Genomic DNA, 15,894 nt, shown 5'->3' with positions numbered 1-15,894 from the left:
AGTGTTACCCGCCATCGCCGCCATGGCAGCACTGCCGTCTTGCGCGACATCGAACGATTCTGCCGCTGGGTCCAGTGTTGTCACGCAGGTGGTAACAGAGATGGTCCCCGGCACCCCGACCACCACCAGCCAGGCCGCCGAAGTAGGCTGCACCGCACCGGTCATCGCAATCGATCCGGGACACAATCCGACGCCGATCGACATGTACGATCCGAAGACCGGGGCATACATGAGCGACTATTCCAATGGCGCGGAGGACGCCGACACCATGGAGGTGTCTCGCCGACTACGTGAGGATCTGGTCGCCGACGGATACACGGTCGTGCTCCTCAAAAAGGGCGTCAATGAGAGCGTCTCTTATCGCGATCGAGTCACTCGGGCAGAGAAGGCCAACGCCGATCTCGCGATCAGCGTGCACACCTATACCGACGACCATCGGATTTTCGTTCAGCGCGTGGGCTTATCGCGCCAAGGCACCGGCGCCGACGGCCAGCCGCACCAAGTCACCTACACCAATCGCGCGACCGCGGCCGAAAGCCAGAAGCTGGCCGCAGACTTCGCGGCTGCACGCGGCAAGGTCGAAGGCCGGACGGTAGAGATCACCGATAACAGCTTCGATGGTCGACCTCCGCTGTGGGCGGGCAGCATTCCGATTATCGCGCTCATCTCCGATAAGGTCCCGTGGATTTACAACGAGTTCGGAACCCCCACCGGAGGTGGATCCGTGCCCATCGGTGAGCAAGGCATTGCGACATACGCGCAGAGCCTTGCCGCGGGGGTCCGCGCGGCCGTGCCCAACAAGTGTAAGAGCTGACACCGATTAATAGATGTGCACCACTGCGTCATTGCCACCACGGCAAACGATAATCCCCGACTCGGCGCTGCATGCCATCTGATAGGACTGCCCAGTGACCGGACTGAAGGCCGTAATCACGCGGGACTGCCCAGCTGGACCGGCGGCAAGATAGCTGCTGAGTACTGACTGCGCGAAATCACAGCTGGTAACACTGCTCCCGATGCCAACCGCCGAGTTGCAGGCGGTCGTGGCCAATTGGGTGGGCTGGCCGCCGGGTTCAGTAGTCATAGTCGAGGTCAGAGTGGTGGTCGACGGCGACGCGGCAGTGGCGTCGTCGTTCTTGTTCGCGAAGCCGAAGTAGTAGACGGCCAGGCCGATCAGCGCCGCGACCAGCAATCCGATGAAGCCGACCAGCACCATTTGAGTGGTGCGGCCACCACCCGAATCCGTCGCCTGCGACGACGGATAGCCGACCGGCTGCGGGTAGCCGAGCGGCCCCGACTGCTGCGTCGCCGCGTAGCCGAGCGGTTCCGAGTACACCGGCGTCTGCGCCACCTCGGTCCCGGCGTAGGGCTGCGTCGGCGGCGCGACCTGAATGAACTCCGTCGCCGATTCCTGGCTCAGCGCGGCGCGGGCGGCCGCGGTGAGTTCGGCCGCCGACGCGTAACGGCGCGCCGGGTCCTTGGCCAATCCGCGAGCGAGGACGGCGTCCAGTGCAGGCGGGACGTCGGGGTTCAGGGAACTGGGCGTCGGCGCGTCCTGGAGGACGGCGGCCTTGATGATCGAGCTGACCGTCTCCCCGCCGAACGGCGGCCGGCCGGTAAGCATCTCGAACAGCACCGCGGCCAGCGCATAGACGTCCGACGACGGCGCGACGGGAGCGTTGTCGAAGTGTTCCGGCGCCAAGTAGGCCGTCGACCCGATCGCCGTGCCCGCCTTGGTCAGCCCGGAGTCGGTGCCGTCGTGCGCGATGCCGAAGTCCACGAGGTAGGCGAAACCGGTCGGCGTCACCAGGATGTTCTCCGGTTTCACGTCACGGTGGACGAGATGGGAAGCGTGCGCCGCAGAGAGCGCTTCGCCGACCTGCTCGGCGAACGCCACCGCGTCCTCGGCGGGCAGCGGCCCGACCCGACGCAGCACCTGACGTAGGTTCTCGCCCTCCACCAAGCGCATGTCCAGGTACAGGGTGCCGTCGATCGCACCGAAGTCGTGGATCGGAATGATGTGCGGCTCACCGAGTCTCGCCACCAGCCGACATTCGCGGCGGAAGCGCTCGGCGAAAGTGCCGTCGTCGGTTCCGGTGCCGCCCAACAGTTTCAGCGCCACTTCGCGGTCGTGCACGGTGTCGTAGGCGCGGTACACCGCACCCATGCCGCCGCGGCCGATCAGTGCTTCGATTCGATAGGGACCGAAGACCGTCCCCACGCGCGAATCAGTCATCAGTCTTCCACTGCCCCATTCCGAGAATCACCATCACCAGCTGCCTCTCAGCGCGCCGGATCAGCTGATCAGCTGCCCCTGGACGACCGTCTCCGTCGAGCAGGTCTGCCACCGCCGTCATCATAATCGTGACGAACAGGTCCGCGGCCGTTTCCAGGTCGTCCGCCTCCCACCGGACCAGGGCCGGCACGCGCGCCAGGTCGATGGCCAACTCACGGGAGAACAACCGCAGCTCGGTGTTGATCGCGCGCCGAACCTCGCTCACACCGCCGTGCTGCTCGCGGATCAGGAACCGGAACTTGGCCTCGTCCGAGCGAACATGGCGGAACAGAATGTCCAATGACTCACGCGCACTGGGCATTCCACTCTTGACCAGATCTCGTCGCCCCTCGCGCAGCGCACGCCGGAGCACCCGCATCGAGTCCTCCACCAGGGTGACTCCGAGATCCTCCATCGAGGCGAAGTGTCGATAGAAGGCGGTCGGCACGATCCCGGCCCCGCGCGAGACCTCACGCAACGACAGGCTTCCGAAAGAACGCTCGTCCACTAATTCGATGGTCGTGTCGAGCAGCGCCTGCCGCGTCTCTTCCTTCTTCTCCGCCCGGGAACGACGACGCGCGTCCCCACCACCACCGGAATCCTTCGACGAAGCCACGTCGAACAGTCTAAGCGGTGACCGGCGCCACACTGCCCGACACTTGCCCGAAGCTCGCCGCATGTGTCATCGTTCTTTGTGTACACCCGTGCACTGAAACAGGAGGGAACCATGGCTTCTCGAATCGCAGGTCTGCTCGAAAACCTCGTCGAAGCGACCGCCACTCCGTACCCAGTGGATCGCTACCTGGAGTTCGTCAACCCGATGCTGACCTGGCGCGAGACCCGCGCCAAGGTGGTCGGCCGCACGCGCCAGACCGACCGCACAGTGACCCTCACCCTGGCCCCGACCCGCCAGTGGAAGGGCCACCTACCCGGCCAGTATGTCGAGGTCAGCACCGTCGTCGACGGCGTTCGCCACCGGCGCTTCTTCTCGCCGGCCAATGCCGCCCAGACCACCGGCACCCTGGAACTGACCATCACCGCCCACGCCGACGGCCTGGTGTCCCGACACCTGCGCGAGCACGTCGAGATCGGCGACGTGGTGGGCCTCTCCGCCCCCGCCGGCGACTTCGTCCTGCCGGCCCGGCGCCCCGAGCGGACCGTCCTGGTGAGCGGAGGTTCCGGTATTACACCCGTCCTCTCAATGTTGCGCACACTCGTGGCAGAAGGTCATTCCAAGCCCGTCACACTCGTGCACTACGCACGGTCCGAGCAGGACGTCCCGTACCTGGCCGAGCTGCAGTCGATCGCCCACATGCTGGGCAACGTCGACGTGGTGGTGCACTGCACCCGCACCGACGCCGACGGTCGCTTCACCGCTGCACATCTCGACGGCCTCGCCGACGCCGACGGTGCACAGGTGTTCCTGTGCGGGCCGTCGTCGTTGATGGACGCGGTGCGCGAGTATCACGACGAACGCGGCCTCACCGATCGCCTGCACAGCGAAGCGTTCACCCTCAATACCGCCCCGGTGCTGGATCCGAACCAGCCGATCACCGGCACCGTCGAGTTCGCCGCCTCCGGTACCGCCGCCGACAACGACGGCCGCACCCTCTTGGAGCAGGCCGAGGCCGCCGGGCTCAATCCCGAGTACGGCTGCCGCATGGGGATCTGCTTCTCATGCACCAAGGTCCGCACCTCCGGCTGCACCCGCAACATCCTCACCGGCGAACTCGACTCCGAAGCCGACCAGCCCATCCAGCTCTGCGTCAACGCGCCGGTCGGCGACGTCGTCGTCGATCTCTGAGACCACTCGCACTCTCGAAAGGACATTCGCCATGGCCATCAACCTCACCACCGCGAAGCGGACCGAAGCCGACCGCACCGAAGTGAATCTCTCGGCCGAACAGGTCGAGGCGATCGGCCGGGAACTCGACGAGTTGCGCGCTCGCATCGTCGCCGACCTGGGCCAGTCCGACCGCGACTACCTGTACAAGGTCATCGGCGCGCAGCGGAAGCTCGAGTTCGCGGGCCGCGCCATGATGTACGCCCCGTTCCTTCCGCCGATCTGGCTGGCCGGTGTCGGCGCCCTCGGCGCGGCCAAGATTCTCGACAACATGGAGATCGGCCACAACGTGATGCACGGCCAGTACGACTGGATGCGAGAGGACACGTACAACTCGCGTGAGTTCGACTGGGACACCGTGTGCCCGGGCGAGCAGTGGAAGCACAGCCACAACTACCTGCACCACACCTTCACCAACGTGATCGGCGAGGACCGGGACATCGGCTACGGCATCCTGCGCATGTCCCGCGACCAGAAGTGGAACCCCTACTTCCTCGGCAATCTCGGATACGCCACCGCGCTCATGCTCCTGTTCGAGTGGGGCGTCATGCTCCACGACCTCGAAGCCGAGAACGTCCTCGCCGGGCGTCGCAAGTGGTCCGACGTCAAGGGCCTGGTGAAGGGCATGTGGCGCAAGGCCAGCAAGCAGGTGGCCAAGGACTATCTGATCTGGCCTGCCCTCACCGGACCGTTCTTCGTGTCCACGCTGATCGGCAACGCCGGGGCCAACCTGATCCGGAACGTCTGGACCTACTCGATCATCTTCTGCGGCCACTTCCCCACCGGCGCACAGACTTTCACCCAGGAGGAGACCGCCGACGAGACCAAGGGCGAGTGGTACCTCCGGCAGATGCTCGGTTCGGCGAACATCGAGGGCAGCGAACTGTTCCACATCATGAGCGGCAACCTCAGCCACCAGATCGAACACCACCTGTTCCCCGACGTCCCGGCCCACCGCTACCCGGAGATGGCCGTCGAGGTCCGCGCGATCTGCGAGAAGTACGGATTGCCGTACAACACCGGCTCGCTGAGCCGCCAGCTCGGCTCGACGTGGAAGAAGATCGCCAAGCTGTCGCTGCCGAACTCGTTCACCCGCGACGACAACGACATCGTCCTCAACATCGAGCGCTGCGGCGACGCCGCCAAGGCCACCCGCTCCACCAAGGCCGCATAGCGGTCGGGGTCGCCGTCGGCCCCGGTCGGTATCGTCGGTGCCGACGGGCAAGGACGAGAAGGAGTCGACGTGGTGGGCAAGCTGGAACGTAACAAGGACCTGGTGCAAGACATCGTCGAGAACACCGCCCACCGCGTCGGCACCATCGCGTCGATCATCACCACGGCCATCGTCGACGTGACCCGCGAGATCGGCGACCTGGTGACCGACGGCTTCGAGATGCGCGAGGCCGCGAAGGCCGCCCGCAGCGCCGAGACCACCGACGAGGACGCGCAGTAGATCCTCGATGTCCGACCCGCACGAGGTGCTGCGCACCGTCTTCGGTTACGACGCTTTCCGCGGCGACCAGGAACAGATCGTCCGCCAGGTGATCGACGGCGGCGACGCCCTGGTCCTGATGCCGACCGGCGGCGGCAAGAGTCTCTGTTACCAGGTCCCGGCCCTGGTGCGCGACGGCTGCGCCGTGGTGGTGTCCCCGCTGATCGCGCTGATGGCCGATCAGGTGGGCGCCCTGCAGCAGCTCGGCGTCCGCGCGGCGTACCTGAACTCCACCCAGAGCTTTCCCGAACGCATCGCCGTCGAAGAGGCCTACCTCGCCGACGAGCTGGACCTGCTCTACATCGCCCCGGAACGACTGAGCCAGCCGCAGATGCGCGAATTCCTCAGTCGCGGAAAGCTGTCGCTGATCGCGATCGACGAAGCGCACTGCGTCAGCCAGTGGGGCCACGACTTCAGGCCCGACTACCTCGCCCTCGGCGAACTCGCCGAGATCTGGCCCGACGTCCCCCGCATCGCGCTCACCGCCACCGCGACCGACCGGACGCGCCGCGAGATCGTCGACCGCCTCCACCTCGGCGGCGCAGAGCAGTTCGTCTCCAGCTTCGACCGCCCCAACATCAGCTACCGCATCGAAGCCAAGGACCGCGTCGCCGGCCAGCTGCTGGACTTCATCAAGACCGAGGGCTTCGACGACGGGGTGCCGCTGACCGGCATCGTCTACGCGCTCAGCCGCAAGAGCGTCGAGAAGTACGCGAAGTACTTGAGCGACAACGGGATCGACGCGATGCCATACCACGCCGGGCTCCCCGCCGAGGAGCGCGCGGCCACCCTGCGACGGTTCCTGGCCGAGGACGGCACCGTGGTGGTGGCGACCATCGCCTTCGGCATGGGCATCGACAAGCCGGACGTCCGCTTCGTGGCGCACGTGGATCTGCCCAAGAGCGTGGAGGGCTACTACCAGGAGACCGGACGTGCCGGCCGCGACGGCCTGCCGTCGGTCGCCTGGATGGCGTACGGCCTGGCCGACGTGGTGCAGCAACGTCGCATGATCGACATGTCCGACGGCGACCAGACCCACAAGATGGCGCAGGGCCGACTCCTCGACGCCATGCTCGCCCTCTGCGAGACGGCCACCTGCCGCCGCGTGCAGCTGCTGCGGTACTTCGGGCAGGAGATCGCGCCGTGCGGCAACTGCGACACCTGCCTCAGTCCGCCCGCCACCTGGGACGGCACCGTCGCGGCGCAGAAGGTGCTCTCCACCGTCTGGCGGCTCGACCGCGAATACAACGGCCAGCGCTACGGCGCCGGGCACCTGGTGGACATCCTCCTCGGCAAGTCCAACGCCCGCATCCAGCAGCTGGGACACGAGCAGCTGAGCACCTTCGGGATCGGCACCGAACTCGATCAGACCGGCTGGCGCGGCGTGATCCGGCAGCTCATCGCCCAGGGCTTCCTCGCCCCGCACGGCGAGTACGGCGTGCTGACCCTCACCGAAGCCTCCGGCAGCGTGCTCCGCGGCGACACCACGGTGACCTTCCGCGAGGAGGCCAAGCGGGTCCGCTCCTCGGCCGGTCGGCAGGCCAAACGCGCCGCCACCGACCTGTCCGAGTGCGACGGCGAGGTGTTCGAAGCGCTGCGCAGCTGGCGGACGTCGGTGGCCCGCGAACTCGGTGCCCCGCCGTACACGGTCTTCAACAACAACACCCTCGAGGAGATCGCCCAGCGGCGGCCCGTCGACCTGGACGCTCTGCTCGACGTCTCCGGCGTCGGCCAGGGCAAGCTCGCCAAGTACGGCGACGCCGTCCTCGAAGTACTCACCGAATTCCGCTGACGCCGTACCGACGGGACCTCCCCACGCCCGTTGCCCAGAGTTCGCTGGCGGCGTTGAAATCACGGCGGTTTCAATTGTGTCGCCGCCGTTGCCCCGCGACGTAGCCTGAGTCGTCCGGCGGAAGTCCGGCGACGATGGAGGCAGTGGTGACAGACGTGTTCACGAAGGTCGAGACGACGATCGCGGTGGAGGCGACCCCGCTCAGCGGTCCGCGCGCCTGGTTCGCCTTCCCGAACCCCGTCAACGACTACGCCGCGCGCACCACCGCCGGCCTCGTGATCGCCCTCGCGGTCGCCGCCATCGCCGTCGACCAGTGGTGGCTGTACGCCGTGCTGGCCGTCGGGTTCGTTCTCCGCGTAGCCGGCGGTCCGCGCTATTCGCCGTTCGGCCGTCTCGCCGTGCACGTGATCGTGCCCAAGGTGGTCAAGAAGGAGAAGATCGTTCCGGGGCCGCCGAAGCGATTCGCGCAGGCCGTGGGCGTGGCCTTCTCGGTCACCGCGCTGATTCTCTCGCTGGTCGGCCTGGGCCTGGCGGCGCAGATCGTGGTCGGCGTGCTGATCGTCGCCGCGTTCCTCGAATGCGCCTTCGGCTTCTGCCTCGGCTGCTACGTCTTCGGCCATCTGCAGCGCGCCGGGGTCATCCCCGACTCGGTCTGCGAGGCCTGCGCCCGCTAAAGCGGAGGCAGCGCAGCCAGCTCGACGGCCGTCTCGTCGCCCAGCGACGGGACGGTCTCTGCTGCCGGCACCACCACGGAGATCACCGTCTCCGCCTCGAATTCGGCGCCGCTCGGTTCCACGACCACCAGGTGGTACGAACCGCGGAACTCGATCGCGGCCACCCGGCCGACAGCCTGCTGTCCCGCACGCGACGCGCTGACCGGCGCCAACCGCACCTCGTGCGGACGGACCACGTGCACCTGGCCGTCGAGCGCCACGCGATTCAGGTCGCCGAACAGCTCCCCCACGCGCGCGTCGGCCGGATTCACGTAGACGTCTTCGGGCGTGCCCGACTGCCGGACCTTGCCGTCGAGCAGCACCACCACCTGATCGGCCAACGCCAGTGCTTCCACCGGATCGTGGGTCACCAGCAGCGCGGTGGCACCGTACTGCCGCAGCAGTCGCCCCACCTCGGTGCGCAGCCGCGTGCGCAGCCCGGCGTCGAGCGCCGAGAACGGTTCGTCCAGCCCGATCAGCGACGGCGCCGGTGCCAGCGCTCGGGCCAGCGCCACGCGCTGCCGCTGACCGCCGGACAGCTTCGCCGGCCGACGATCGGCGACGTCGCTCAAGCCCACCAACTCGACCATCTCCTCGACCCGTCCGGCGCGCCCGGCACGGCTCCGGATACCGAAGCCGATATTGCGGCGCACGGTCAGGTGCGGGAAGAGTGCGCCGTCCTGCGGGACCAGGCCCACATCGCGGTGTTCCGGCGCCACCTGGCGGCGATCGTCGGAGACCACCTCCCCGGCGATCGAGATCTGCCCGGCGGTGATCGGTTCCAGTCCGGCGATGGCGCGCAGCAGCGTGGTCTTGCCGCACCCGGACGGCCCGAGGACTGCGGTGATCGATCCGGCGGGCACGGTGAGGTTCACGTCGTCGAGGACGGTCCGGTTGCCGTAGGCCACCGACACCCCCGCCACGTTCAGCATCGTCTCGGTCAACGTCGGCCTCCGTTCGAGAGGAGCAGGGTGGAGAGGATCGCCGCGGGCACCGCGGCCACGGCCATCAGGATCAGGCCGAGGACGGCCGCTTCCCCGGACGCGCCGTCGTTGGACAGGCTCCACATGTGGGTGGCCAGGGTCGACGTCCCGATGGGTCGCAGCAACAGGGTGGCCGGCAGTTCCTTGGCGATGGCCAGGCCGGCGAGCATGGCACCGGCGGCGATGCCCGGCGCCACCAGCGGGAGGCGGACCCGCCACAGCACCGACCAGGGGCTCGCGCCCAGGGTGCGGGCCGCGTCGGACAGCGACCCGGCGGTCGCGTCGAAGCCGGTGCGGATCGGGGCGACGGCCATCGGCAGGAAGAGCATGGCGTAGCAGGCGATGAGCAGGCCGGGCGTGAGGTAGAAGTCGCGGCCGAGGCGAATGCCCAGGAACACGACGGCGAGACCGACGGTGACGCCGGGCAGCGTGTAGCCGAGGTAGGAGACCTGCTCCACCAGGCCCGCGCCGCGGCGCGGCGGTTTCGCGGTGTACAGAGCGATCGGGAGGGCCAGGACCGTGACCACCAGCGCGCCCGCCCCGGCGTAGCCGAGGGTCGCGGCGACGTCGGGCCAGGCCCAGGCCAGGATCTCGCCGACGGACCGACCGGCCAGCCGGCGCGACTGCGTGATCTCCCGAATCAGCGACACCACCGGGATCACGATGGCCACCGTCAGTGTGCCGACCATCGCCACCCACGCCAGCGTCCGCGCCCACGGACCGGCGCTGCGCGACCCGGTCTGCACCCCGCCCAGCGGTCGGCTGTCGGTACGACGGGCACGACGCTCCAAGCCGGCCAGAATGAGTGCCGCGGCGATCAGGATGACGCTGTAGACGGCCGGGAGCACCCGGTCGAACGCGCCGTTGTAGGCGTTGTAGATGCCGACGGTGAACGACTCGAAGCGCACCGACGCGGGGCCGCCGAAGTCGCCGAGTACGTAGAGCGCCACCAGGAGCGCGCCGCCGACGGCGGCCGGGCGGACCTGACGCAGCGTCACGGCTGTGAAGGTGCGCATCGGACCGCGTCCGAGGGTGCGTGCGACGTCGTGCAGGGAGCGGCCCGATCCCGCCAGTGCCGCCGCCACCGGCAGCAGGATCAGCGGGTAGCAGGCCACGGTCATCACCAGCACCGCGGCCCAGAAGCCTTCGAACCCGGGGAACAGCCGGGTCCAGGCGAAACCGGTCAGGTACGACGGCACGGCCAGCGGGGTGGCGAGCACGCCCACCATCCACGACCGACCGCCGCTGACCTGCGCGGCGGCCACCGCCAGGCCCACGCCGAGAATCAGCGAGAAAGCCGTGACGGTGAGCGCGAGACCGACGGTGGCCAGGGCCAGTTCGGCAGTGCGAGCCCGCCAGATGATGCCCCAGACGTCGTCGGCCTCGGCCACGCGAATGACCAGATACACCAACGGCACCGCGACCAAAAGGCAGATCGCGGTGACGATGAGTGTGAGTGCGGCCTTCCTTACAGCGCACCGACCTGAGTCAGGAGCGCTTCGGTGCCGTCCAGATCAGCGAGATCGTCGAGGTCCAGCTTCGGCGGGGAGAGCTCGTTGAGTCGGGGCAGGCCCGGGACGGTCAGCGGCACGTCGACGGCGATCGGGTACTCCCCGGTCTCCTCGGCGAAGTAGCGCTGCGAATCGTCGTTCAGCAGGGCGCGGATCACGTCGAAGGCGGCGTCCTTGTTCGGCGAGGACTCCAACACGCCGACACCGGCGACGTTCACCAGCGCACCGGCGTCGTTCTTGAAGAAGTGCAGGCGAGCGGGAACGTTCTCCTCACCCTTCTCCATCACCGCGGCAGCCCAGTAGTAGTGATTGATCAGGCCGGTCGCGACGGTGCCCGCGTTCACGGCGTCCAGAATCTGACCGTTCTTCTCGAACTTCTGCGGATCGTTGGCGAGGAAGGCGGTGAGCCAGGCGCGGGCGCCGTCCTCACCGCGCAACACGCGCAGCGCGGTCACGAACGACTTGAACGAGGCGTTGGTCGGCGCGTAGCCGATCTGGCCCTTGAACTTGGGATCGAGCAGCCCGTCGATGCCCTCGGGCAGGTCGGCGGCGGCCATCTTCTCCGGGTTGAAGGCCAGCACGCGCGAGCGCGCGGTCACCGGGGCCCAGTTGCCCTCGGCGGTCCGGTACTGCGGGTCGGCCACCTCGGTCAGGTCGGCCGGCAGCTTGGCGAGCAGGCCCGCATCCGAGAGGCGACCGAGCTCGCCCGCGTCCTGCGCGAAGAACAGGTCGGCCGGCGAGGCCTCGCCCTCTTCGAGGATCTGGGTGGCCTTGCGGTCGTAGGAGACCTGGATGTTCATGCCATCGGACTGATAGCGGGTGATCAGGGGGCCGACGAGCTCTTCCGAGCGGCCCGAGTAGAGGGTGACGGCGTCGGAGCTGTCGTCGCTCGAACCGCATGCGGTGAGCAGGCCTGCCGCCATCAGCATGGCGGCGCCCGCCGCCAGAGCCTTCATCGATCGCTTCATGGAGAGGTATTCCCTTCGTGGTGCCAGTTAGGCGAGCGTAGCCTAACCGGGAATCCCTCAGTCCAGCAGGCCCAGTGCGATGCCGTCGAGGATGTCGTGCTCGCTCACCACCAGTTCGGAGATCCCGGCCCGACGCGAGAACTCCTGCGCGAGCGCGATGGTCACCAGCGCTCCGCCACCGATCACGTCGACGCGGCCCGGGTGCATGGGACCCATCGCGGCGCGGACGGCCCGCGTGTCCGCCACCAGATCGCGGCAGATCTTCTCTACGTCAGTGAACGCATGGCGGGACAGATGGATGGCGTCCGAATCGTACTCGGTCAGGCCCAGGTCGAGCGCGGCGATCGTCGTCAAGGTACCGGCCACCCCCACCCAGGTCCGCGCCCGCTCCACCGCAACCGCCTCGAAGGCCGGCGCAAGGCGCTGCGCCACAAAGGTTTCCGCACTCTCCACCTCGGCCGGGGTCGGCGGATCCGAGTGCAGCGAATGTTCGGTGAGCCGCACGCAGCCGATGTTCGCCGAGTAGGCGGCGTCGGTCATGACCACCTCGGTGCTGCCGCCGCCGAGGTCGGTGACCACGAACGGGCCTTCGGCCGGGTCGAGCCCGCCGACCGCCCCGCGGAAACTCAGGTGCGCTTCCTCGTCGCCGGAGATCACTTCGGCCACCGCGCCCGGGACCACCTGACCGAGGAGCTCGGCGGTCATGGCGAAGAACGCGTCGCGGTTGCTCGCGTCCCGCGTGGCCGACGTCGCGACCATCCGAACCCGGTGCACGCCATGGGTTCTCATCGCGTCGACGTAACCGGCGAGGGCCACCCGCGTCCGCTCGATGGCGTCGTCACGGAAGCGCCCGGTGGCGTCGACCCCTTCACCGAGGCGAACGATCACCATGTCCCGCACCACGTCGACGAGGCCGCCGGCACCGTCGGAGTCGGCGATGAGCAGACGAATGGAATTGGTGCCGCAGTCGACGGCGGCTACGCGGGCCATCGGCTCAGGAATCCGAAGCCGCAGAAGGCGTTTCCAGGGCCGGCCAGTCGGCGGGCACCGCGATACCGCGCAGCTTCTCGACGTCGGCGAGCAGCGCCACCGTCTCGTCGCCCAGCGGATTCACGCCCGGCCCCTTGGCCAGCGAATGCGCGGCCAGCACGTGCAGGCACTTCACCCGGTCGGGCATGCCGCCGCCGGCGAAGTCGGTGCCGAGCGACTCGATCGCGTCGCGTTCGGCGAGGTAGCTCTCGTAGGCGCGTCGGTACCCGGCGGCGAGCTCGGCGTCGTCGAGCAGTCGTGCCGACATCTCCCGCATCACGCCGCCGGATTCGAGGCGGCTGCACGCACCGGTGAGGCGCGGATCGGTGAGGTAGTAGAGCGTCGGGAAGGGCGTGCCGTCGGGCAACCGCGGCGCGGTCTTGACCACGGCGGGCCGACCGTCGGGCGTGGTGTAGCTGACTTCCAGCACCCCCCGCGGTTCCCGACCCAGCTGGTCGGCGATGGCGTCGAGTTGCGACTGGGGAATGCTCACTTGTCCTCCGGCGGTGTGGACACCGCGTCCCACAAATTCTGGTACCAGGGATTGGACGCGTACTTGCGTTCCTTCTCCTGTGCTTGTTCTTTTTGCTCGCGCGACGGATACGTCAGCACGAGGGGCTTCTCCCCCGGCATCACGTACTGCAGCTGCTCGCGCGCCGCGGCCTCGATGTAGGCGGGGTCGTTCTGTTCGGTCACGCGACGCTGATAGTGCTCGACGTCGCGGGCCAACTGTTCGTTGGCGGCCTGCAAGCGGTTGAACTCGCCGCGCTGCGACCAGTAGGTGCGCACCGGGACCGCCAGCGTCACCGCCAGCAGTACGAGCACCAGCGCCATGCCGAGTACCCGTCGCGAGTTCACCGAGGTGAACCGGGAGAAGATCGCCGGCAGACGCAGACCCGCGGATTCCGGCGCGTCGTCGAACACCTCGTCGTCGATGCTCGGTGCGTCGACGACGGCCACCGACCCGGTCGACGTCGTCGACCCATCGGTGTCCCGACGGTAGCGAGTCCGAGTTCGACGGACCGCGGGCCCGGCCGCTCTGGACGTGCGTGCACGTCCAGAACCCCGCGCCCGGCCGTCTCGCCCGGACTCGCTCGTCGCCATCGTTCTAGCTAATCACGCTCACGCGCCGAAACGCGGGAACGCCTCGGCACCCGCGTAGCGTGCCGCGTCGCCCAGGCCCTCTTCGATCCGCAGGAGCTGGTTGTACTTGGCCACGCGTTCCGAGCGAGCCGGCGCGCCGGTCTTGATCTGACCGCTGCCGCAGGCGACGGCCAGGTCGGCGATGGTGGTGTCCTCGGTCTCGCCCGAGCGATGGCTCATCATGGTGGCGTACGCCGAGTTGTGCGCCATGGTGACGGCGTCCAGGGTCTCGGTGAGCGTGCCGATCTGGTTGACCTTCACCAGCAGCGCGTTCGCGACGCCCTTCTCGATGCCTTCGGCCAGGCGCTCCGGGTTGGTGACGAACAGGTCGTCGCCCACCAACTGCACCTTGTCGCCGAGCGCCTCGGTGAGCGACGCCCAGCCGGCCCAGTCGTCTTCCGCCAGGCCGTCCTCGATGGAGACGATCGGGAACTCGCCGACCAGCTTGGTGTAGAAGTCGATCATCTGATCGGCCGAGAGGTCCTTGCCCTCGAGGCGGTACTTGCCGCTGCTGAAGAACTCGGTCGACGCCGAGTCCAGCGCGATCGCGATGTCGCTGCCGAACTTGTAGCCCGCCTTCTCCACGGCCTCGGCGATCGCGGCGATGGCCGACTCGGTGTTCGGCAGGTTCGGGGCGAAGCCGCCCTCGTCGCCGAGCGCCGTGCTCATACCCTGCTTGTGCAGCACCGACTTGAGGGAGTGGTACACCTCGGCGCCCCAGCGGAGCGACTCGGCGAAGGTCGGCGCGCCGATCGGCGCGATCATGAACTCCTGGAAGTCGATGCCGTTGTCGGCGTGCTCGCCACCGTTGATGATGTTCATCATCGGGACCGGCAGCAGGTGCGCATTGGCACCGCCGACGTAGCGGTAGATGGGCAGACCGGCCGACTCGGCGGCGGCGCGCGCCACAGCCAGCGACACACCGAGGGTGGCGTTGGCGCCGACGCGGGACTTGTCCGGCGTGCCGTCGGTCTCGATCAGGATCTGGTCGATGGTGCGCTGGTCGTCGGCGTCGTAGCCGACCACCTCCGGCGCCAGGTCGTCGAGCACGGCCTGCACGGCCTTGGTGACGCCCTTGCCGAGGTAGCGGTCGCCACCGTCCCGCAGTTCCACGGCCTCGTGCTCGCCGGTGGAGGCGCCCGACGGCACCGCTGCCCGCGAGAACGTGCCGTCGTCGAGGAGAACTTCCACCTCGACGGTCGGGTTACCGCGCGAATCCAGAATCTCCCGTGCGCCGACCTGCTCGATAATTGCCACTGCCCAGCCCCATTCGCCAGTCGTGCCGACGCCCGGTGTTGGCGTCGACGAGTTCGGGGTCCAGCCTAATGGAGGTCAGTAGCGCACGTTGACGGAGTAGGCATTGGCGTGGTTGCGCACCCGGATCACGTACGACATGGAGTTGTTGTACGTGAGGACCGCCTTCTCCCAACCGGCCGGCGTCGTCATGTCGCCGCCGGCGGACACGCACAGGTAGCGCGCCGCGGACAGCGCGGCGTCATCGATGTTGTCCGGGTCGGCCACACCGTCGCCGTTGGCGTCGACACCGAAGCGCTGCCAGGTCTCCGGAATGAACTGGAACGGGCCCATCGCACGGTCGTAGACCGTGTCGCCGTCGAGCTTGCCGCCCTCGGAGTCGCGGATCTCCCAGTTGCCCTTGGTGCCGTCGAGCGCCATGCCGCGGATCTCCGGCCGGACGTCGCCGTTGGCGGCCACTTCCGCGCCGCGATGCTCGCCGTGCTTGCTCTCCACCCCGGCGATACCGGCCAGCGTGGTCCAGGCGAGGCCGCACTCGGGGTGCTGCTGCCGCTGGATCTCCGCGGCGTTGCCGTAGGCCTCGAGCGAGGTGACCGGAATCCCGGTGGCCTCGGCGATCGGCTCGGCCCACTCGCGCATCTTGTCGGCAGTGCGGCCGGGCTGATTGATGTCGATGTACGGCTGCTGCACACCCGGGCCGGGCGGGATGCCTTCGGGAATGTCCGGCTGATCCCACGGCATGGAGACACACGCCGAGGCGGCCAACGCGACGCTACCGAGGAGCAGCGGCGCGACCAGGCGCCGTCGCAGAGTAGTCATATCGCAGTCGTTCCTTTCACCGATGGGTCAGGATGCCACACCAAGGGGGTAACGCCGCAATCTCGCGCGGAG

At 68.2% G+C, this 15,894-nt stretch carries 16 protein-coding genes; 6 read left to right on the top strand and 10 right to left on the bottom strand.

The genetic code is table 11. The features are described from left to right. Positions 1-22: 22 nt before the first annotated feature. Positions 23-814 carry an N-acetylmuramoyl-L-alanine amidase family protein gene (locus ABD989_RS12300; RefSeq protein WP_345313702.1) on the top strand — a complete coding sequence of 264 codons (792 nt, stop codon included), beginning with the start codon at positions 23-25 and terminating at the stop codon, positions 812-814. Positions 815-820: 6 nt separating this feature from the next. Here ABD989_RS12300 and ABD989_RS12295 read toward each other — a convergent pair whose 3' ends face one another. Both ABD989_RS12295 and ABD989_RS12290 read right to left on the bottom strand, forming a co-directional pair. Further along, positions 821-2,236 carry a serine/threonine-protein kinase gene (locus ABD989_RS12295; protein ID WP_345313701.1) on the bottom strand — a complete coding sequence of 472 codons (1,416 nt, stop codon included), beginning with the start codon at positions 2,234-2,236 and terminating at the stop codon, positions 821-823. Beyond that, positions 2,229-2,954, bottom strand: a complete 726-nt coding sequence (locus ABD989_RS12290; RefSeq protein WP_425556530.1) for a TetR family transcriptional regulator — start codon at positions 2,952-2,954, stop codon at positions 2,229-2,231. The genes ABD989_RS12295 and ABD989_RS12290 overlap by 8 nt, the downstream gene beginning before the upstream one ends. Positions 2,955-3,002: 48 nt before the next feature. Here ABD989_RS12290 and ABD989_RS12285 point away from each other — a divergent pair, with 48 nt between their 5' ends. From ABD989_RS12285 to ABD989_RS12265, 5 genes are all read left to right on the top strand, one after another. After that, positions 3,003-4,079, top strand: coding sequence for a ferredoxin reductase (locus ABD989_RS12285; RefSeq protein WP_246994481.1), 1,077 nt, complete (start codon positions 3,003-3,005; stop codon positions 4,077-4,079). Between the two features lie 31 nt (positions 4,080-4,110). Beyond that, positions 4,111-5,292, top strand: coding sequence for a fatty acid desaturase family protein (locus tag ABD989_RS12280; RefSeq protein ID WP_345313699.1), 1,182 nt, complete (start codon positions 4,111-4,113; stop codon positions 5,290-5,292). A 69-nt stretch (positions 5,293-5,361) separates the two neighbouring features. Beyond that, positions 5,362-5,571 carry a hypothetical protein gene (locus ABD989_RS12275; RefSeq protein WP_246994478.1) on the top strand — a complete coding sequence of 70 codons (210 nt, stop codon included), beginning with the start codon at positions 5,362-5,364 and terminating at the stop codon, positions 5,569-5,571. A gap of 7 nt (positions 5,572-5,578) precedes the next feature. Next, the gene (gene recQ / locus ABD989_RS12270; protein WP_345313698.1) at positions 5,579-7,402 is read left to right on the top strand and encodes a DNA helicase RecQ; all 1,824 of its coding nucleotides are present in this window, start codon (positions 5,579-5,581) and stop codon (positions 7,400-7,402) included. 155 nt (positions 7,403-7,557) lie between these two features. After that, entirely contained in the window at positions 7,558-8,076 is a 519-nt protein-coding gene (locus tag ABD989_RS12265) for a DUF4395 domain-containing protein (protein WP_425556533.1), read from the top strand. On the opposite strand, the gene ABD989_RS12260 is transcribed toward ABD989_RS12265, so the two are convergent. From ABD989_RS12260 to ABD989_RS12225, 8 genes are all read right to left on the bottom strand, one after another. Then, a complete protein-coding gene (locus ABD989_RS12260; protein WP_345313696.1) occupies positions 8,073-9,059 on the bottom strand; it encodes an ABC transporter ATP-binding protein in 987 nt (328 codons plus the stop codon). The two genes, ABD989_RS12265 and ABD989_RS12260, sit on opposite strands and share 4 nt — an antisense overlap. Beyond that, entirely contained in the window at positions 9,056-10,507 is a 1,452-nt protein-coding gene (locus ABD989_RS12255; protein ID WP_345313695.1) for an ABC transporter permease, read from the bottom strand. Before ABD989_RS12255 ends, ABD989_RS12260 begins: the two co-directional genes overlap by 4 nt. Before the next feature lie 59 nt (positions 10,508-10,566). After that, complete coding sequence (locus ABD989_RS12250) at positions 10,567-11,577, bottom strand: extracellular solute-binding protein (protein WP_246994469.1); 1,011 nt, start codon at positions 11,575-11,577, stop codon at positions 10,567-10,569. A gap of 57 nt (positions 11,578-11,634) precedes the next feature. After that, complete coding sequence (locus ABD989_RS12245; RefSeq protein ID WP_345313694.1) at positions 11,635-12,567, bottom strand: Ppx/GppA phosphatase family protein; 933 nt, start codon at positions 12,565-12,567, stop codon at positions 11,635-11,637. 4 nt (positions 12,568-12,571) lie between these two features. Beyond that, positions 12,572-13,099 carry a DUF501 domain-containing protein gene (locus tag ABD989_RS12240; RefSeq protein ID WP_345313693.1) on the bottom strand — a complete coding sequence of 176 codons (528 nt, stop codon included), beginning with the start codon at positions 13,097-13,099 and terminating at the stop codon, positions 12,572-12,574. Continuing rightward, on the bottom strand, positions 13,096-13,566 hold the full coding sequence (locus tag ABD989_RS12235; RefSeq protein WP_345313692.1) for an FtsB family cell division protein: 471 nt from the start codon (positions 13,564-13,566) through the stop codon (positions 13,096-13,098). Before ABD989_RS12235 ends, ABD989_RS12240 begins: the two co-directional genes overlap by 4 nt. 162 nt (positions 13,567-13,728) lie before the next feature. Beyond that, on the bottom strand, positions 13,729-15,006 hold the full coding sequence (gene eno / locus ABD989_RS12230; protein WP_345313691.1) for a phosphopyruvate hydratase: 1,278 nt from the start codon (positions 15,004-15,006) through the stop codon (positions 13,729-13,731). Between the two features lie 75 nt (positions 15,007-15,081). Next, positions 15,082-15,822 (bottom strand): lytic transglycosylase domain-containing protein, encoded by a 741-nt coding sequence (locus tag ABD989_RS12225; protein WP_345313690.1) that lies wholly within the window; start codon positions 15,820-15,822, stop codon positions 15,082-15,084. Positions 15,823-15,894: the final 72 nt, after the last annotated feature.

Origin of the sequence: Gordonia alkaliphila, assembly GCF_039542465.1 — a bacterium.
Classification (GTDB): Bacteria; Actinomycetota; Actinomycetes; order Mycobacteriales; family Mycobacteriaceae; genus Gordonia; species Gordonia alkaliphila.
The sequence above is the reverse complement of the archived record's forward strand: the minus strand, read 5'-3'. Positions and strand labels throughout refer to the sequence as shown.